Genomic DNA, 19,865 nt, shown 5'->3' with positions numbered 1-19,865 from the left:
ATGGTAGCGGAGGAGGGACTCGAACCCCCGACACGCGGATTATGATTCCGCTGCTCTAACCAGCTGAGCTACTCCGCCCAAATAAGGCGCGCCGGGCGTGGCCCGCGCGACGCTCTGATATAGGGGAAATCACGGTCACCGGTCAAGCCCGTTCATCGTCGATACGGTCAAAATTCCGTGGGGACCATTCGGCGCATTTATCTCACATGTTTGTGAGCCGATCGGCACTGGACGCCGTCGCCTGCGCAGCCATATCATCGCGTCATGCTTGAAGCCTTCATCACCGCTTTCATCATCTATTTCGTTGTCATCGACCCGGTCGGCAACGCGCCGATCTTTCTTGCCGTCACCCAGCATCAGGATCGCGCCCGCAAGCTTCGCACCGCGCTCGAAGGCACCGCCGTCGCCACCGCCATCATGCTGTTCTTTGCGCTGTGTGGCGGCTGGATTTTGGCCTATCTGAATATCAGCGAGGCCGCCTTCCGCATTGCCGGCGGCATCATCCTGTTCCTGGTCGCCCTCGACATGCTGGCGGCAAAACGCCAGCAGCGAAAGCGCGAAGCCTCAACCGGCGATGACGCTTCGGTTGAGGCTGACAATGTCGCCATCTACCCCCTCGCCATCCCACTTCTGGCCGGACCATCCGCCATCATGTCGGTGATTGTCGTCACAAGCGGCTTTGCCAGTGGTGGGTTTGGGGCGGTTCTGACAGGCTATGCGGCGCTGCTGGCGGTGATGGTGGCGACAGGCACCATCCTCGGCCTGACCGTTCTTGCCGAAGGCTGGATGAACGAGAAAATCACCATGGTATTTTCGCGAATCACCGCCATCATCCTTGCCGGACTGTCAGTGCAATATATCATCGACGGGTTGGCCACCATCGGCCTGATAACACGCTCTTGACGTGCTAGTGGCTGACAAGCCGGGCCAGTGCGCTATGATGATGGCAGGAGGGCACAACCATGCAGCAGGACATTCTGATCATCGGCGTGTTGTTTCCGGCGATTCCGCTGATGATGGTCAATTTCGGCAATCGCTATACGGTGCTGGCGACCCTGATCCGGCATCTGCATGATGAAGTGATCCGCGACAATGTCTCGCCAACCGATGCCGAGCGGTTCCTGCTGCAGATCAATCGGCTTCGCGATCGATTGCGCCTGATCGGCATCACCCAGTCATGTGCCGCCATTGCGTTTGTTCTGGCCCTTGCCGCGATGATCGGTGCCTATTTCGGCCATATGGAGGCCGCCAGCTGGCTGTTCCTGGGCTCGATTTTCCTGATGATGGGATCGATGCTGCTCTTCACCCGGGAAATCCAGATCGCCAACACCGCGCTGGATGTTCACCTGTCAGATCTGGAATCGCATCAGGAATGGGAGCAGTATCTGAAACCCAAACGGCGCAAGGCAGCAGGGAAGACATAGGATCGCATGGGGACTGAGGAACGATGTCACAGCCAAGAACCATCATCGCCATTGATCAGGGCACCACAAGTTCGCGCGCCATCCTGTTTGACGAGGCAGGCACCATACTGGCTCAGAAATCCGCCGAATTCCCGCAACATTTCCCGGCTGATGGATGGGTCGAGCATGACCCGGAAGATATCTGGCAGACAACCATCGACGTGACCGCCGCAATGGTTGCCGCGGCCCGTGCGCGGGGCAACCTGCCGATCGCGGTTGGTATCACCAACCAGCGCGAGACAGCGATTATCTGGGACCGCGTCACCGGCAAACCCATCCACAACGCCATCGTCTGGCAGGACCGTCGCACCGCCGATATCTGCGCGGTGATGAAGCGCGCCGGCCATGAAACAATGGTAACCGAAAAGACGGGCCTGCTTCTCGACCCCTATTTCACGGCGACAAAGCTGTCCTGGATCCTTGACCGTGTCGAGGGCGCACGTGAGCGCGCCGAAGCTGGCGAGCTGTGTTATGGCACTGTTGACAGTTTCCTGATCTGGCGGCTGACCGGCGGCAAGGTTCACGCCACCGATGCCACCAATGCCAGCCGGACCAGCCTCTATAACATCCATGACAATGACTGGGATGACGATCTGCTGAAGCTGTTCGACCTGCCGCGCGCCGGCCTTCCCACCGTGATGGATTGCGCTGCCGAATTCGGCGTCTGTGACGAGGCGCTGTTTGATGCGGCGCTGCCAATCCGCGGTGTGGCCGGCGACCAGCAGGCCGCCGCCATCGGTCAGGGCTGCTTTACCCCCGGGGCGTTGAAATCAACCTATGGCACCGGCTGCTTTGTCATCATCAACACTGGTGACGAGGCGGTTGCCTCGAAAAACCGGCTTTTGACGACGATTGGCTATCGGCTTGGTGGGCGAACCACCTACGCGCTGGAAGGCTCGATCTTTGTCTCCGGCGCCATTGTGCAGTGGCTTCGCGACGGGATGAAGCTGATCGGCGCTGCCAGCGAAACCGAAGGCATCGCCAGCGCCATGGACGGCAATAACGGTGTTTATATGGTCCCTGCCCTGACCGGGCTTGGCGCGCCGCATTGGGCGCCGAACGCACGCGGCGCTGTCTATGGCATCACCCGCGATACCGGCCCGGCGGATTTTGTGCGCGCGGCGCTGGAATCGGTTGCCTATCAGACGAATGACCTGTTCACCGCGATTGCCGGTGACGGCATTCCGGTGTCGGCCGTGCGGGTCGATGGCGGCATGACCGAGAATGACTGGCTGATGCAGTTCCTGGCGGATATCATCAATCTGCCTGTCGACCGGCCTGTGGTGCGTGAGACAACCGCTCTCGGCGCGGCCATGCTGGCGCTGATGCAAAGTGATCCATCAATCACCCTTGATGATCTTGCCGCACGTTGGCAGCGCGATGCCGGGTTTCAGCCGGCGATGGATGCGGCAACGCGCAAAGACCTCGTCGCAGGCTGGAACGCAGCCATGAAGAGGACGTTGCTGGAAAGCTGACTAGCTGTCCGCAAGAGCCCGGTTTGAGCCGCCTATTTGCGAGCCGGCAATGGCGATGGCAATCGCGCTCCACATGAAGATGTTGTTCCACTGACCAAAGAAATCGGCCGTGGACGAGATCGGCCAGAACAGACCAAACGGCACAATCCACATCGTCGCGACAATCACATTTTCACGGTTTCGGATCGCCGGCACCGCACAGACCCAGATAATCGACCCAAGAAACAGAACGCCCGTCACCAGACCAAGGAGCCCTGCCTCACCAGCCATCTGGATATAGTAGTTATGTGGATGTGGATGGCAGTCGAAATCGGGCGATCCGGCAATTACATCATTACATAGGTAACGCAGATTCCCCGGCCCGATGCCAAGAATGGGGGCCTGATCAAAGGCCAGAACACCAGGCCCCATGGCCTTATAATACGCACTTTCAACATGGGTTGGCATTTGCTCAACAAATTTGTCGACATATCTGTTGCCTAGGTCAGGTCGTGTTTTCATCACCACGACAACAGCAATCAGTTCCACCGCAACAATCAGCAGAACACGCCAGATTTTCGGCTTCCAGACGATCGCCGCGATCATGCCCGAACAGGCGCGGATCAGGAAATTGATCCTCTCGCCCGTCATCACCGACAGGATTATCGATGCCAGAGCAACAATGGCGCCAAGACTGGCGAGTCTGCTCCTGTACGAAGTCGCGATCGCAACCGCAACAACAAAGGCAGGCAGGCCCACCTTGGCAAGGTAATTGCCGGGCACTAGATCCCCATAAGGCCAGGACAACCTGCCACCTTGCGGGCCGACAATCAGGATTTCCGCTGTCAGAATCCCGCACATGGCAACCATTGCGATGCCAGTTGTCAGGATCATGAGATATAAAAGCCGCTCATCCCGGCCCAGCCAGAACGCTGTCGCCATGGCGAATAGTGGAAACCGGAACCAGGCAAACGCCTCACCCAATGAATATACCGGCAGCGGCGACAATGCTGCGGCCAGAAGACAAACCGCCCAGAACGCGAACGCCGCCTGTACCCAGAATTTTTTAAGCCACCAGCCCTCTCTGCGAACAACAGACCGCACAGCAAAGGTCAGCGCCAGAACAGACAGCCATAGATCGGCAGGTGAACGTTCGATCAGCAGGATGAAAGGGCCAGCCAGCCAGAAGATATGCAGGTAACGTTCCCATCTTGGCAGTTCTGCCAGTGCGGCTCTGGCATCAGCAGTCAGTCTGGAGAGATGCGCGGTCACGCCGCCGGTCATTGTCGGTGAATTGTTACCTGACATGTTCACATCAACGCTCTTTTCCGTCTTTCATGAGACGACTCCGGTTAGCGGGTCACTAGACCCACCATGCGTTCTGACCACATTCTGAACGAATGTCATAACAGGCTTTTATTCTTAGTAAAGCGATTAGCTATTTCAGGATAACATGCTGCCATAATGCGGCAGATACACCGCCAGCATAGGCCAGATGATATTTTTTTAAGCAAGAATGGACATGTTCTTATGTTTCGATTGATTGGGGTTGCGGCGAGACATGCCCAGCAGTGGCACGAACGAACCGTGATCCCGCGCTGGCCTCGTCACCTGCCCCCGACAAGGTTTCTGCTGTTTCTTGTCATGGTATTTGGCGCAGTTGCCATTCTTCTGAACGTGCAGGTTCGTCACGCACAGCTTCAGACATGGGCCGGGTTGCACGGCGCTGACGGTGCCTCGCTGTTTTCAACGGCTGATGCACCCTATTTCCTGTATCACGCCGGCTTGATCAAAAAAGGTCTTGGCGTCGAAAGCTATGATGGAATCCGTTCCTATCCAAATCTTGCCAGAGATGAAACCGAGCCAAACACTGGATCACCATCATTTCGTTCACGGCCACTGCTTTCAGTCGCGGTCGCCCATATCGCCAGCAGCGCGGACCCAGCGCAGCTCATAGAATCCGGCAACAGGACCGTCCTGTTAACCTCGGCACTCACAGCGGTGATGATCATTGTGTGCTTTGGCGCTGCCGGCTATTGGATGGAAGGAAGCGTTGCCGGTCTTGGCGGCGGGCTGTCGCTGGCCTATCTCACACGGTCCTCAATCGGCCGGATCGACACGGATCAGCTGAATCTCGGCTTCATGTATCTGCTGTTCGGGCTGGTTGTCTTCGCCGGCAGGGCCAGTTCACGCTTCAGATGTCTGATCTGGTGCGGCATCGCGGGCATCACGGCACATTTGTTCATGTGGTGGTATGGCAAGCCGGAGCTGATCGTTATGGCCGCCATAGCCCTGGCATGGATGCTGCTGTGCCTGCAGAAAAATCTGGTCACCGCCATCACCGGTTCAGTTCTGTTTCTGGCCCTTGCCGATATCACGCTGTTCAATCCATTTGGCTCCACCTACCTGCAGAACGCCATATCATTCGAAAAATTTGTTTTTCCACATACCTTTCAAACCATTACAGAAATCAGACAGCTTTCCCTTCACGCCATCCTTGCCGCCATTTCAGGTTCAGTTGCGCTGGGGCTGGTCGGTCTTTGCGGGTTGGTGATGTTTGCCGTTCGCCACCCTGTGATGGCTGTTGCATTTGGACCGCTTGTTGCCTTTGGCTTGCTCAATTTTGTGATCGGCAACCGCGCGATCTTCTATTCGGCACCAATCCTATGGTTCGGCGTGGCCTTCTTGATGACCACCCTTGCACGGTTCATTGCCGCTCGCCTCGGCGGCGCAACAATGCGGCGTGACCATATCGCAGCAACAATTGGCTCCTGTATTGCGATGCTCATGGCCTGGGTCAATTCACCAACAAATTACGTACCGCAACCAAGCTTTCCCGGACCCGCTCTTGAAGGTCTCGCGTCCTTGAAAGACACCGCCGATCCTGACAACAGCGTTGTTGCGACATGGTGGGATTATGGGTACGCCTCGATGTTCCTGAACGAGTTGCCAACACTTCACGATGGCGGATCACAGACAACACCGACAACGCATTTTGTGGCGCGTGGACTTCTTGGCCCAACCTCGTCACAAAGCATCGGCACCCTCAAGTTCCTCAGCAGCAGAGGCCATAAAGGCATCGCAGCGCATGATAATATTGAAGAGATAGAGGCAGCGTTTCAGGCTGCCACCACGTCTGCCTCACCCGACCTTTATCTTGTTGTCACCGGCCAGATGGCAGGTTGGATGGGATCGATCTCGAAGATCGCCAACTGGGACATTGAACAGGGACAGCCGATCCCGCTTCCAGACAATCCTGAAGGTGCAGAGGTGCATTACAGGCCCATCAACTGCCGTTTCAATGCCTATCCCCGGCACCTCACCTGCGGCGGACGGCGCATTGATTTGGAGCGCGGCCTGATTGACGGGGCACCATTGCTGGCTGGCTGGACACATGCAAAGGACGGCGCAATCCTGCGCCGCCGCAGCTTCACGCATGACGCGAACCACGCCTTCCAGATCATCCAGAATGATGGCCGCATCACCGCCTATCTGCTGCATCGCCAGCTATATGAAAGCACCTTCAACAGGCTCTATTACCTCGGCGATATCGACCATCCGGCACTCAGCCTTCATTATGACGACTATCCGCATATCCGGATCTACCGGATCGATGGCAGACCGGTCACCGGGGCCGCAGACTCATGACAGGGCCGTGCGAATGGCTTTCTTGTCGATCTTGCCGACACTTGTCTTGGCAATCCGGTCAACAAACCTGATTTCATCCGGCATCGCCCATTTTGACAGGCTGCCTGCGGCAATGGCTGATTTGATGGCGGCGCTGATGCCGGCCGATACAGCCTGCCGATCCACCACATCATCCGCCACGACCAGCAGCATGGGCCGCTCGCCCCATTTCGGGTCAGGAACACCGATGGCTGCCACCTCGACAACGCCCTTCACCGCCGAGGACATGCTCTCAAGTTCCAGCGACGATATCCATTCACCACCGGATTTGATGACATCCTTCATCCGGTCGGTGATCATCAGGCTGCCAGCCGGATCAATATGCCCGACATCGCCTGTATGCATATAGCCGCCTCGCCATAATGCCTCTGTGGCTTCGGGGCTTTTCAGATAGGCCGCATTCAGCCACGGCGCACGAACAACCACTTCGCCGGTGCTGGCACCGTCACGCGGCTGCTCGGTCATGGCTTCATCCATGATTTTCAGATCGACAAGCGGCAAGGGCCGCCCGGTCATCACCCGCGCATCAAGACTGTCCGGGTCATCCGGGTCAATATGCGCAAAGGTCAGCACCGGACATGTCTCGGACAGCCCGTAACCGGCATAGATGTTGATCCCCCGTTCCATCGCCGCCGCCGCAACGCCTTGTGGCAGTGCCGAGCCGCCGGTTACCATCTTCAGCTTGCCAAGATCGGTATCGGCGGCTTCCGGCGCGCCAAGCATCATCTGCAGGATTGTCGGCACACAGTGGGTGAAGGTCACTTTTTCCGCGGCGATCAACCGCAACAGGTTCGCCGGCACATAGCGTCCCGGATAGACCTGTTTGATCCCAAGCAGTGCCGCTACATAGGGAAACCCCCAGGCATGAACATGGAACATCGGCGTCAGCGGCATGTAGACATCGCCGCGATGAAGACGGTTATCGGTCGCGACCGGACCAAACCCGGCAAGCACCCCCATGGTGTGCAGGACAAGCTGGCGGTGGGTATAGGCAACGGCCTTTGGCTCGCCGGTCGTGCCGGTTGTGTAAAAGGTGGTGGCGCGGGCTGCCTCGTCGAAATCGGGAAAGACAAAGCTGTCGGCAGCTGTCGCCAGCATCTCGTCATAGCTGGTGATGAAATCGAAAATCGTGTCCTGTGTCTGCTGTGGATCATCGCGTAGCAGGATCAGGCGGACTTTGCGGGTGACAAGCGGCATCACCTCGGCAAGCAATGGCAGGAAATCCGTATGGACGAGGATCACGTCATCTTCAGCATGATCGATGGTATAGGCGATCTGCGCCGGCGCCAGCCGGATATTGATCGTATGCAGGACCGCGCCAAGCATCGGCACCGCGAAAAACGCCTCGAAATAGCGGTGCGTGTCCCAATCCATTACCGCAACGACATCGCCCTGCTTCACGCCCTGCGCCGCCAGACCGGCACCAAATCGGCGCAGCCTGTCCTCAAGATCGGCATAGCTGTAGCGGGCCAGCCCGTCACTGACGATCTCGACATCTCGCGCGATTTGCAGCGGTGTGCGAAGCAGAGTTTTGATCAGCAGCGGAAAGTCTGCCGGTGATTGCGGATCGACCATGACCATCTTTCCCGACTTGTCTGTTCGGATCTCTCGGACGGTATCAGCGATGGCACCGGATGAACAGATCTCAGGCAAACGCGGCTGACGGTGCCTCGGCGATCCAGCCACCGCCAAGCACACGATCTGGCTGGGCGGGGTCATACAGCACTGCGGCCTGTCCGGCTGAAATGCCAAATTGTGGCTCATCAAGACGGATCGAGACCCGGTCACCCGTCACATCGCCAATTGTGGCCGGCAGGGACGGCGCGGTGTTGCGAAGCCGCGCCAACACCGCCATGCCAGCAGCCGGCGCGCCATCGCGCGATACCCAGCTGGTCTCGGTCAGACGAACCTCATGACAGGCCAGCGCGCTCTGCGGGCCTACGATCACCTGGCGGCTGGTGGCGTCAATCGCCACCACATAGAGCGGCCCTTCGGAATCATCGGCATCCTTTCGCCCTCCAATGCCAAGGCCGCGGCGCTGCCCGATGGTGTAGTCAATGACGCCGTTGTGATGCCCCAGAACGGTCCCATCAAGATGCACGATCTCACCGGCTTCGACAGCCCCGGGGCGCAGACGCCGCACCACGTCGCCATAGCGCCCATTCGGCACAAAACAGATGTCCTGGCTGTCCGGCTTGTCGGCAACGGCAAGGCCATGACGATGCGCCAGTTCGCGCGTTTCATCCTTGCTCATGCCGCCCAGCGGGAAGCGCAGGTAGTCAAGCTGGTCCGGCGTTGTGGCAAACAGGAAATAGCTCTGGTCCTTGCCAGGATCGATGCCACGGTGAAGTTCGGCCCCACTGGCCGCCTCGACACGGCGCACATAATGACCGGTGGCGAGACAGTCGGCGCCAAGTTCACGCGCTGTTGCCAGAAGATCGGTGAATTTCACCGTCTGGTTACAGCGCACGCAGGGAATGGGGGTCTCACCCCTCAGATAGCTGTCGGCAAAATCCTGCATCACCTGGTCGGCAAAGCGGTTTTCATAGTCGAGAACGTAATGCGGAATGCCAAGACGACCGGCAACACTGCGCGCGTCATGGATATCGGCACCGGCACAACAGGCACCCTTTGCCTGAATGGCAACACCATGATCATAGAGTTGCAGCGTGATGCCGATAACCTCATAGCCCTGCTCGTGAAGCAGCGCCGCCGTGACTGACGAATCGACACCGCCCGACATGGCCACAACGACGCGGGTGTCTGCCGGCGGTTTGGCAAAGCCAAGCGAGTTGAGCGCGGCGTCGTGCGAGGCGGCGGCTGCTCCAGTCGTCGATGCAGTTGTCGATGCGGGCGCGGCGGTTGTCATCATCCTTGTCTTTCCGGATTTCCCCAGAGCGGACACCCCCAGAGCAGAAATTTCCAGAGCGGATGTTACCGCTAGAAATCCTCAGGAATGGTCAGACGCACCCCGTTCAGTTCAGGGGACATCACAATCTGGCATCCAAGCCGCGAGGTTTCGGACAGTCCAAAGGCAAGATCAAGCATGTCTTCCTCATCCTCGCTTGGACCGCCGGTCTTTGCATACCATTCCGGATCGACAATCACATGGCAGGTCGCGCAGGACAGGCAGCCGCCACATGTGCCCTCAATACCAAGACCGGCATCACGGCCGGCTTCCATCGCGGTGACGCCCTCATCGACCTCGACATTATGTTCCTTGCCATCGGCGGTGATAAAAATAATCGTTGGCATGGTGCTACAAACTCCAGTTGTTCTTTTGCGATGTCACAGCGGGTGATGTCATTCGCCAGCAGCGGTGATCTGTTTGCATTCCTGTCGCCCGGAACCCATTACCCGGAACGGCTTCCAGCTTTTACAAGCCAAGCACCAGTTCCGCAAGCCTTTCAAAATCCGACTCTCCGGTGTCCCAGCCCCCTGAAATCCGGATGGCACGGCTGGCATCCTCGCCGGCATTCATCGCCTTCAGAACATGACTTTCGTGAACCTTGCCTGATGAACAGGCCGACCCGGCACTGATCGCCGCGCCGGCAAGATCAAACGCCATCACCAATGTCTCGGCGCTTTTCTCATTTATCGCCAGACAGCTGGTATTGCCGATCCGGTTCACACCGGCACCAAACAGGCGTACGTCGTTGCGACCTTTGATCAGGCGCGTCTCCAGCCTGTCACGCCACGCCGCCATAGCGCGGAAATGCGCCACATCGTCAAAGGCTGATTTTGCCGCCGCACCAAAGCCGACAATGCCGAGGACATTTTCCGTTCCCGACCGACGCCCCTGTTCCTGACCACCGCCACGAAGAAGGCTTGTCATCCGCAGACCGGGCCTGACCAGCAGCGCGCCAACGCCTGTCGGCCCGCCGATCTTGTGCGCCGACAGGCTGGCATAATCGAGGCCGGAGGCCGCAAAATCCAGATGCTGCTTGCCCAGCATCTGCACCATGTCGCTATGCACCGCAACGCCCGCCTCGCGCGCCAGCGCCACCACCTCGTCGATTGGCTGGATCACGCCTGTCTCGTTATTGGCATACATCACCGAAACCAGTGTGCGCCGGCGTCTGTCGTCCGGCAGATCCCCCAGCACCTGACCCAGATGGGCAAGATCAATCCGGCCATCTGAATCGACGCCGATCACAGTGGCGTCCGACGCCGCGCGCAGCACCGAATCATGCTCCACCGCACTGGTGATGACATGATCAAACACCGACAGGGCAAGATTGTTTGCTTCGGTTCCACCGCTGGTGAAAACAATGTCGGCACCGCGGCATCCGGTAAGCATCGCGACATCGGCACGGGCCTGTTCAACGGCCATGCGTGCCGCGCGGCCATACCCGTGAACCGAGGATGGATTGGCGGGCGGGCCCATCATCGCCTGCATTGCGGCAATGGCTTCGGGGCGAAGCGGTGCGGTGGCGTTATTGTCGAAATAGAGCTGCGGCTGGCGCGCCATGATGTCGGCTCAGCTTTTGCGTTCTGGCAGGTCGAGCCCGTCCGTATCGCCAATCGCCTTCTTGCCGGCCTTGTCATGGAGCTTGGTCGGAGACAGCCTGTCCTCCATGTCGTTCAGGCGGGCCCGCAGGGTCTGCACCTCGGCGACAAGCGCTTCGATGGTGCGCGCCCGCGGATCGACTTCATCCGGGTTTGACACGCCATAGGCGGCAAAAGGGCGTTCTTCGGCAACAGCTGACCGTTTGGCCGCCAGCTGCCGCGCCGGCACGCCGACAACAGTGGCACCGGCAGGCACATCGCGGGTGACAACCGAATTGCCGCCGACACGCGCGCCCTGATGAACTGTTAGATCACCGAGGATCTGCGCCCCCGAACCGACAATGACATCGTCTTCGAGCGTCGGATGCCGCTTTACCGATCTCTGGGCTTCGGCGTCAACCGCCGGCAGCACCCCCCCAAGAGTGACACCCTGATAGAGCGTCACGTTGCGACCAATGACAGCTGTTTCGCCAATCACGACGCCGGAACCATGATCCACGAAAAACCCGCATCCGATCGTGGCACCTGGATGAATCTCGATGCCGGTGAACCAGCGGGCAAACTGCATGATGAACCTGGCCGGGAATTTCACACCCGCGCGCCACAGCGGATTGGCAATCCGATAGGCAAGCATGACCTGGAAACTGGGATACAGAAACATCGCCGCGAGTCTGCCGCCGGCAGCGGGATCGCGTTCGAGGATGGCGGTAAGGTCGCGGTTCAGTTTTGCGAACATGGCTCCAGACTCCATGGTCGGTTTCTGTTGATACCTGAAAATCAGCACCGTACTGTGCAAGCCGGGTTGGCCTGCCGATCTGTTTAAGATATAAGCCGATTTCACAAAATCACAAGGTAACGGATAAATATGCCCGAGGTCATCATCAACGGACCCGAGGGACGCCTTGAATGCCGGTACATGCCAGCAGAGGCCCCCGACGCGCCAACCGCCCTGATTCTGCATCCCGAACCCGACAAGGGCGGCACCATGAACAACCGCGTGACCTACGCGCTCTACCAGCATTTCCAGTCTCGCGGATTTGCCGTCATGCGGTTCAATTTCCGCGGTGTCGGCAGAAGCCAGGGCACCTATGACAACGGGGATGGCGAGTTGTCTGATGCGGCCACGGCAATGGACTGGCTGCAGTCGCAGACCCCGGCATCAAGCCAGTGCTGGATTGCCGGCTTTTCCTTCGGGTCATGGATTGGCATGCAGCTGATGATGCGCCGCCCTGAAATTCAGGGTTTTATTGCCGTTACCCCGCCAGCCACCACACATGACTTCACGTTCCTTGCGCCCTGCCCGGCATCGGGCCTGATCGTACATGGCGAACAGGACACAGCCGTCCCACCGGAGACTGTCCACAAGCTTGTCGACAAGCTGTCGATCCAGAAAGGTGTCGAGATCAAGGTCGATATCGTTCCGGGCGCGAATCATTTCTTTACGGATCATCTCGATCCGCTGATCGAGCATGTGTCCGACTATCTTGACGAGGCGCTGCCAAAGACCCCGGAAGCGCAGCTTTTCTAGAGTACAGAGGGACGATAGATGACATACCGGTCGGATCTCATCACGCTGTTCTCGGAACGCGGCTACATCCACCAGGCGACAAATATCGAAGGGTTGGACGAACGGGCCACCCAGCAGATCATTCCTGCCTATATCGGGTTTGACTGCACCGCGGACAGCCTTCATGTCGGCTCGCTGGTGCAGATCATGATGCTGCGCGCGCTTCAGAAGACCGGCCACAAACCGATTGTCCTGATGGGTGGCGGCACCACCAAGGTTGGCGACCCCTCTGGCAAGGACACCGCACGGCCGCTTCTGTCCGAACATGATATCGAGCAGAACAAGAAGGGCATATTTCAGGTTTTTGAAAAATACCTGACCTTTGGTGATGGACCGACCGATGCGATCATGGTCGACAATGCCTCGTGGCTGGACAATCTTGCCTATATCCGGTTCCTGCGGGACTTCGGACCGCATTTTTCCGTCAACCGCATGCTGTCGATGGATTCGGTGAAGCTGCGCCTTGACCGTGAACAGCCACTGTCATTTCTGGAATTCAACTACGCCATTCTCCAGGCCTATGACTTTCTCGAGCTGCGGCGTCGGTACGGATGCCTGTTGCAGATGGGCGGCTCGGACCAGTGGGGCAACATCGTCAGCGGCATTGATCTGACACGCCGTGTCGACAGTCAGGAAATCTTTGGCCTGACATCGCCACTGATCACCACGGCGTCAGGCGCGAAGATGGGCAAATCAGCTGATGGTGCCATCTGGCTGAACGAGGACCGGCTGTCCACATTCAGTTTCTGGCAATTCTGGCGCAACACCGAGGATGCCGATGTGGCCCGGTTCCTGGCGCTTTTCACCGAACTCCCAATGGATGAGGTGGCGAGGCTTGGTGAACTCGAGGGCGCCGAGATCAATGAAGCCAAGATCATCCTTGCCAATGAGGCAACCAAGCTGTGCCACGGTGCCGACGCTGCCGGGGCGGCCATGGAAACCGCCCAGCAGACATTCGCCGGTGCCGGCGTCAGTGAAGGGCTTCCCCAGCAGACCGTATCCACCGACGAGGTGAATGGCATGGGTATGATTGCGGCGCTTGTAAAGGTCGGCTTTGCAACATCCAATGGCGAAGCGCGGCGGTTGATCCGGGGTGGCGGGGCGCGTCTGAATGATGTTGCCATCACCGACGAGGATCATCTGCTGACAGACGCCGATTTCACTGACGGACGTGCCAAGATTTCAGCTGGCAAGAAACGACACGCGCTGCTGGTTCTGTCCTAGCATCCGGCCACCGGGCTAGTTGCTGGCAGCGCCGTCCGCTGTGCTGTCGGTTTGCGGCCCCAGAATGCGTTCGCCTTCGCGACGTATCCATGACGGGCTGAACAGATCGCGAAGCACACCCGGAACGATTGACGCCGGCGTCACCGAGGTGTCCGGATCGTCGACGTCACCTTCCAGGCTGAACTGCGTGACAAAGAGACCGGATTTGTCAATTCCGGTCAGAATCTCGCCAACCAGCGGAATCACACCGACAATCTGGCTGAGGAAACTTGCCGGGACCAGATTGCCACTGACATCCATGACCCGCGTGGACCGGTCATATTTACCGACAAAGGCTACCGACACCGCCTGACCGCGACCGGTCACCTGCCTCAGGATCACCTCGCTGCCACGCTTTTCAATCTCGGCCTCGCCCCAGGCAAATCCGGTGCCCTCGCCCTCGACAAGATTATACAGTCCGATTGGTGCCAGTACCGAAAAGGCGCGGATGGCAGCCGGTGCCTCGACAACCGAAAAGTTGGTGATCCGGATATTGGTGTCGAAATTTTCATATCCGTCGATGAACCGCGTCTTCAGGACCATCTCACCAGACCGGATGGCATCGGTGATGCGCAGACCTTTCAGCGTGCCGCCCCCATTTTCCGACGCAAGCGTCAGTTCGGGAACTTCGCCATCCGCCGCCATATAGGTCAACCTTGTCTCGGCACCGCCCAGAACACCGGCACCCTTTACAAAGTCACCTCCCTTGCCAAAGCTCAGCTGCAGTTCACTTTCATTGATCAGCGGTGTGTTGTTGTAGTTGAGATTGCCCGCAAATGCCGCCTCACCGCCGCCACTGCCAGCCTTGTTGCCACTCAGGTGGCCACTCAGCGAAATGCCATCTCCGACAAAAATCTGGTCTGCAAGAATATCAAAGCTGACCGATCGACCCTCGCCAATGCCCCGATTGCGACGAAGCGGAACCAGATCGATCTGCACGGCTTCGGCCTCGATTGCCCAGTTTCCGTTCCCATCGCGCGACAGCGACATGGTGTTGATATCGTTGCCGGGCCATGTCAGGCGCTCGAACACCGCCCGTGTCAGCCCGTAGCTGTCGTCGCTGCGCTTGCCGAAATCAATCCGGCCAGTGGCCTCAAGACTGCCGGCGGCAAGATCGATATCCTCAATCGATACAAGCCTGCCGCCGCGCAGGATCAGCCGCGTTGTCACGCGCCCCGCTTCGGCAGGCAGCTTGACCCATGCCAACGCCGGCACATCTATCGAAGCCTCGGCAAGATCAAGCGCAAGCTCAACCTCGAAATCCGAAAGATCGCGCCCTGTGGCCAGCTCTATATGACCGCCAAGGGCACCGCCAATCTGCAGCCCCGACAGGCGCGAGGCCAGCGTCGCGATGCCAGTCGTATTCGGGGCGTCGGCCTTGACCTGTAAAAGATCCTCGTCGCGGTCATCCGTCACCGCGAAATCGACCGGCGCGCCGAAGAGGGTGGCGGTTCCCGAAATTTCGGTCCTCGCCCTGGAGAAGGACATCACCAAATCAGCGTCCTGCGCCGAACCGACCAGCGGCAGCCCGTCAAAATTACCATCCTGGACGATAATGTCGGTCTCGATCTCGATGTCGGATCGCTGCAGGGTCCGGCCGGATGGAAACCGCGCCTTCAGTTCGACATTGGCACGCCCGGACATGTCCAGCGTCGTCAGGTCAATCCCTTCACCGCCGTTGAAGCCAATGGCAAGCGCAGCCTGTTTCACCTGTGCAAGGCTGCTGTCGACCGTCGATACATCAAGCGTTGTCCATCCCTTGCCAGCAGCGCCACTTCGCTGATAGGCAATTTTCGACGGCAGACCAAACAGGGTTGCATCGCCGCGGATCAGGAACCGGGACCGGTCAGCCGCAAAGCTGATATTGGCGTCTCGCGCTTCCGCGCCCAGCGGCAGATTGCCAAAGGTGGCATCGGTGACGGTGCCTTCAACCGCAAGCTGGATGTCCTGCGGCGTCAGCTTGCGGCGCACCGGGAAGCTTGTTCGAAGCGCAAATTCGCTGTTCCCGACGGCCTCAAGTTCCGACAACTTCATACCACTGCCGGCAAAGCCCAGCCCCGATGCAACACGGATCACGTCGCCAACATCACCTGCCAGACGCAGATCGGTGCTTCCCATTGCCGGGTTTCCACCAACAACCGGGGCGATTTCAACCTTGCCGGTCGCCAGTTTCAGCCCCTCGACCCGACCCTCGGTCAGGATGATCTCACCACGATTATCGGCAATCGTGAGGCGGCCATCGATGTTGGTGAAGACCGGCAATTTGGGGCTCAGCCGAAGATCCGTGTCGCGCATCGTCACTGTTCCCTGAAGGCGCGTGATCTGTGGCCGCTCATCCGCGACCCCGCTGGCAATCTCCAGGCGGATATCCTCGACGCGTCCCCGCAGCATCTTCTGCCCGACCCAGGACCGTGTCTTGCTGGCAAGCCATTCCGGCCAGATGGCGTGAAAACTGCCAACATCCATGCCATTGGCCGCTATCTTCAGGTCGGTTCCCGAAATGCCCCATTTGCTGCTGAGGAACAGGGCGCCATCAATGCCGATGCTGCCGCCATCACCCAGAACAAGGCTGACATCCTCAAGCAGCACCCGGTCACCCTGCAATGTCACGCTCACCTGGGCGCGATCCAGCGGCAGAGACGTATCATGATCGACGATCTTCAGACTGCCGTCACTGACCCCGACCGACAGCGCAAACGCCTGGACCAGCCCGCGCGCACCAAGACGCAGCGCGACAGTGCCATCCGCAATGCCGGTCAGCTGTTCATATTGCTGCGTACCTACATCAACAGCCACACCGCGAACTGCCGACTTCAGATCAAGCTGCACGATTTGCAGGGCTGCCTCGGAACGCTGAAAGCCGCCACTTATTTCCAGTTCGAAATTCTCAAGCTGGCCGCCGGTGGCGCGTTGCATCAACGCCGCGCGTAATTCCGGTGCCAGCCTTTCGGGCCAGTCGTCATAAATCCGGTCAACCGGCCATCTGTTGCCGCGAAAGCGGAACGCCAGCTGCGGCATATCCGTGTGAAGATCGCGCAGATTGCCGGACAGGGCGATTGTCCGCCCGTCTGTCAGCGCCAGCTCTCCTTGCGCCAGTGACAACGCGCCGTCCCGATGATTGTAACCGATGACAACCGACGCCGTGTCGTATGCCAGCGCGGAGAAACCGACAACGGCAAGGTCAAGGCCCCCTTCGACAGCCACAATGTCCATGTCCGCCGCATCAAGATCCCCGGCCGTGATCGCCAGACTTGCCGTCCCGGATATCAGGCCGGCATCGGCAAGCAGCGTCGGCAGGACCGGCGACATGGTGGCAAGGCCCGTGGTGGCCAGTTCATTCATGGTTATGTCGATCCGGAAATCCTTGCGGGTCAGGTCACCGATAGCCGATATCGACAGATTGCCTGCCGACGCACCTTTCTCCAGACGATCCCCCTTGAACAGACCGACGAATGTGCCGTCTGCCGCAGCGGCAAATTCAGCCTCGATATTTTCAATACGTACGGGCTGAGCCTGCCCCTTATGGTCGCGCAGGGTCAGGCTGGCCGAAGCGATGGTGATCTGACGCCCCGGCAAGGTATCGTCTGCCCCGGCGGGAACAGGCGCGGCGATGCTTGCCGCCACCACACCAAGCGGTGATTTGCGCCAGCTTTCCGGATCCAGCGTCAGATCAAGGTCAAGGCCGCCAAGAACAATGTCCGACGGTGCCCAGATCAGAAGGGAGCGCGGTGTCAGCCCAACGCTGGAACGAGGAACGGTCAGTGAGCCACCGTCAAGCGTCAGGCCAACATTGTCTGCAGTGACTGTCAGTTGCAAGGATGACAGATCAAACCCCAGATCGACATCACCGACAACGACCTGTGCGCCGCCAAGTCGACGGCTCAGCTCGGTCTGCATCAATCCGGCCAGTCCACCGGCGCTGGAAATATAGATGAATGGCGCAGCGACAAGCGCCAGGACAGCAATCAGCAGAGACAGCAGCACCAACCGCAACACGCGGCGCGGCGGCTTTGCCTCGGTCATTTCTGGCTGTTCCTCTTGCACCATACCGGCCCTGTCAGCGCCCGTTTATCGAGGCGTTTGTAACATGTCGATCGTTGACTGTCTTGCGATCATTGAAACCCATCCCATCTACCAGACATGCACAGCTGTCCCGCCGCGATCAAAGCTGGCGGCACACGCAAACCGACATCAACCCGACCGACGACACACAGAAGGACCATCACCATGCTGGAACCAGGCCAAAAGGCACCTTCCTTTTCCATCCCGACAGATACCGGCACGTTCACAATGGCAGACAAGGCCGGCAAAAATGTGGTCGTCTTTTTCTTCCCCCGCGCCGACACCAGCGGCTGCACAAAGGAAGCTGTCGGTTTTTCAACGCTGTTGCCGGAATTCACCGCTGCCACCTGCGAGGTGATCGGGATTTCAAAGGACAACCCGACAAAACAGGCCAAATTCCGTGCCAAGCATGGATTGACCTGCGAGCTTGGCGCCGATGATGCGACAGATATTTGCGAGCAGTTCGGTGTCTGGGTCGAAAAATCGATGTATGGCCGCACCTATATGGGCATCCAGCGCGCCACCTTCCTGATCGATGGCTCGGGAACCATTGTCGATGTATGGCCCAAGGTAAAGGTGGCCGGCCACGCTGAAGAGGTGCTGGCGCGCGTCAACGCGCTGTAGCAGCCGCGCCTAGCCGGCGCGCTGCGCGCCGACCCTGGCGGCCAGGCTGGCTTCGACGAAGTCATCCAGATCCCCGTCAAGAACCGCCCCGGCATTGCCCTTTTCGATGTTGGTGCGAAGGTCTTTGACCATCTGATAGGGGTGCAGCACATAGGATCTGATCTGGTTACCCCAGCCGATATCGGTCTTCGCCGATGCCGCGTCATTCGCCGCCTCTTCGCGCTTCTGCAACTCCAGCTCATAGAGGCGCGCCTTCAGCATGTTGAGCGCGGTGGCGCGGTTGCGGTGCTGCGAGCGGTCATTCTGGCACTGCACGACGATGTTGGTCGGGATATGGGTGATCCGGATCGCCGAGTCTGTCTTGTTGACATGCTGTCCACCAGCGCCGGACGCCCGGTAGGTATCGACCCGCAGATCCTTGTCCTCGATCTCGATCTCGATATTGTCATCGACAACCGGATAGACCCACGCACTGGCAAAGCTGGTATGGCGGCGCGCCGAACTGTCATAGGGTGAAATCCTGACAAGCCTGTGAACACCTGACTCGGTCTTCAGCCAGCCATAGGCATTGTCGCCTTCAATACGCATGGTGACCGACTTGATGCCAGCTTCCTCGCCAGCGCTTTCTTCGATCATCTGCAGTTTGAACCCGCGACGCTCGCACCAGCGGCTATACATCCGCATCAGCATCGCGGCCCAGTCCTGGGCCTCGGTGCCGCCGGCCCCGGCATGGATTTCGAGGAAACAGTCATTGCCGTCAGCCTCGCCCGACAGCAGACTTTCAAGCTGCCGCTTTTCCGCGATCGTCACCAGTGCCGCCACCGCAGCTTCAGCCTCGGCAACAACCTCTGCATCACCTTCCATCTCGCCAAGCTCGATCAGGCCTGTCGCGTCATCAAGCTCCGACTGCAGCGAGCTGATGACCTCGATCTGGCGCTGCAGCCGGTTTTTCTCGCGCATGGCTTCCTGCGCGGCGGCCTGATCATTCCAGAAATCACCATCGGCGCTGAGCGCCTCAAGCTCGGCAAGACGCGCTGTCGCGACATCGAAATCGACATGCTTTCTCAGCAAATCGATGGCGGTGGTGATAATGTCGATCTGGGCTTGCGTTTCAGCTTGCATGTCCTGTCCATTCATTGCCGACCCATGCCAGAAGCGACCGGGCCGGAGCGGCTAGAAGTAGCGCGCCAGCCGGTGGCTGACAAGATTTAAGCCATTTGCGATATCCGGCCCCGG

General features: G+C 58.9%; 15 protein-coding genes and 1 tRNA gene. 7 read left to right on the top strand and 9 right to left on the bottom strand.

Annotated features, from left to right (window positions below; all coding sequences use genetic code 11):
• Nucleotide 1 precedes the first annotated feature (1 nt).
• Nucleotides 2–78: transfer RNA gene (locus tag AB3X55_11020), tRNA-Met, on the bottom strand.
• 186 nt (nt 79–264) lie between these two features.
• On the opposite strand from AB3X55_11020, the gene AB3X55_11015 reads away from it, so the two are divergent.
• From AB3X55_11015 to glpK, 3 genes are read left to right on the top strand one after another with little or no spacing between them, the layout of a single operon-like run.
• On the top strand, nt 265–903 hold the full coding sequence (locus tag AB3X55_11015; protein ID MEX0504116.1) for a MarC family protein: 639 nt from the start codon (nt 265–267) through the stop codon (nt 901–903).
• A 59-nt stretch (nt 904–962) separates the two neighbouring features.
• Complete coding sequence (locus tag AB3X55_11010) at nt 963–1,424, top strand: DUF2721 domain-containing protein (GenBank protein ID MEX0504115.1); 462 nt, start codon at nt 963–965, stop codon at nt 1,422–1,424.
• A gap of 23 nt (nt 1,425–1,447) precedes the next feature.
• Nucleotides 1,448–2,938, top strand: a complete 1,491-nt coding sequence (gene glpK / locus AB3X55_11005; protein MEX0504114.1) for a glycerol kinase GlpK — start codon at nt 1,448–1,450, stop codon at nt 2,936–2,938.
• On the opposite strand, the gene AB3X55_11000 is transcribed toward glpK, so the two are convergent.
• Complete coding sequence (locus AB3X55_11000; protein MEX0504113.1) at nt 2,939–4,225, bottom strand: O-antigen ligase family protein; 1,287 nt, start codon at nt 4,223–4,225, stop codon at nt 2,939–2,941.
• A gap of 222 nt (nt 4,226–4,447) precedes the next feature.
• Here AB3X55_11000 and AB3X55_10995 point away from each other — a divergent pair, with 222 nt between their 5' ends.
• The gene (locus AB3X55_10995) at nt 4,448–6,565 is read left to right on the top strand and encodes a hypothetical protein (protein MEX0504112.1); all 2,118 of its coding nucleotides are present in this window, start codon (nt 4,448–4,450) and stop codon (nt 6,563–6,565) included.
• Here the strand turns inward: AB3X55_10995 and AB3X55_10990 are convergent.
• The 5 genes from AB3X55_10990 to epsC all read right to left on the bottom strand — a co-directional run bounded on the left by AB3X55_10990 (nt 6,560) and on the right by epsC (nt 11,849).
• A complete protein-coding gene (locus AB3X55_10990; GenBank protein ID MEX0504111.1) occupies nt 6,560–8,179 on the bottom strand; it encodes a long-chain-fatty-acid--CoA ligase in 1,620 nt (539 codons plus the stop codon). The genes AB3X55_10995 and AB3X55_10990 overlap by 6 nt on opposite strands.
• Before the next feature lie 70 nt (nt 8,180–8,249).
• Nucleotides 8,250–9,473 carry a tRNA 2-thiouridine(34) synthase MnmA gene (gene mnmA, locus AB3X55_10985; GenBank protein MEX0504110.1) on the bottom strand — a complete coding sequence of 408 codons (1,224 nt, stop codon included), beginning with the start codon at nt 9,471–9,473 and terminating at the stop codon, nt 8,250–8,252.
• Nucleotides 9,474–9,544: 71 nt separating this feature from the next.
• Nucleotides 9,545–9,859 (bottom strand): 2Fe-2S iron-sulfur cluster-binding protein, encoded by a 315-nt coding sequence (locus tag AB3X55_10980; GenBank protein ID MEX0504109.1) that lies wholly within the window; start codon nt 9,857–9,859, stop codon nt 9,545–9,547.
• A gap of 121 nt (nt 9,860–9,980) precedes the next feature.
• Nucleotides 9,981–11,075 carry a cysteine desulfurase family protein gene (locus AB3X55_10975; protein ID MEX0504108.1) on the bottom strand — a complete coding sequence of 365 codons (1,095 nt, stop codon included), beginning with the start codon at nt 11,073–11,075 and terminating at the stop codon, nt 9,981–9,983.
• Between the two features lie 9 nt (nt 11,076–11,084).
• On the bottom strand, nt 11,085–11,849 hold the full coding sequence (gene epsC, locus AB3X55_10970; GenBank protein ID MEX0504107.1) for a serine O-acetyltransferase EpsC: 765 nt from the start codon (nt 11,847–11,849) through the stop codon (nt 11,085–11,087).
• A gap of 129 nt (nt 11,850–11,978) precedes the next feature.
• On the opposite strand from epsC, the gene AB3X55_10965 reads away from it, so the two are divergent.
• Both AB3X55_10965 and tyrS read left to right on the top strand, forming a co-directional pair.
• Nucleotides 11,979–12,641 carry an alpha/beta hydrolase gene (locus AB3X55_10965; protein ID MEX0504106.1) on the top strand — a complete coding sequence of 221 codons (663 nt, stop codon included), beginning with the start codon at nt 11,979–11,981 and terminating at the stop codon, nt 12,639–12,641.
• Between the two features lie 18 nt (nt 12,642–12,659).
• Nucleotides 12,660–13,904, top strand: a complete 1,245-nt coding sequence (gene tyrS, locus AB3X55_10960) for a tyrosine--tRNA ligase (GenBank protein MEX0504105.1) — start codon at nt 12,660–12,662, stop codon at nt 13,902–13,904.
• 15 nt (nt 13,905–13,919) lie between these two features.
• Here tyrS and AB3X55_10955 read toward each other — a convergent pair whose 3' ends face one another.
• Nucleotides 13,920–17,966 (bottom strand): DUF3971 domain-containing protein, encoded by a 4,047-nt coding sequence (locus AB3X55_10955; GenBank protein MEX0504104.1) that lies wholly within the window; start codon nt 17,964–17,966, stop codon nt 13,920–13,922.
• 204 nt (nt 17,967–18,170) lie between these two features.
• Between AB3X55_10955 and AB3X55_10950 the strand changes: the two genes are divergently transcribed.
• A complete protein-coding gene (locus tag AB3X55_10950) occupies nt 18,171–18,629 on the top strand; it encodes a peroxiredoxin (GenBank protein ID MEX0504103.1) in 459 nt (152 codons plus the stop codon).
• A gap of 9 nt (nt 18,630–18,638) precedes the next feature.
• Here AB3X55_10950 and prfB read toward each other — a convergent pair whose 3' ends face one another.
• A complete protein-coding gene (gene prfB / locus AB3X55_10945; GenBank protein ID MEX0504102.1) occupies nt 18,639–19,751 on the bottom strand; it encodes a peptide chain release factor 2 in 1,113 nt (370 codons plus the stop codon).
• Nucleotides 19,752–19,865: the final 114 nt, after the last annotated feature.

This window comes from Alphaproteobacteria bacterium LSUCC0719 (genome assembly GCA_040839025.1).
GTDB lineage: Bacteria > Pseudomonadota > Alphaproteobacteria > Puniceispirillales > Puniceispirillaceae > UBA8309.
This window is presented reverse-complemented; position numbering and strand designations above follow the sequence as displayed.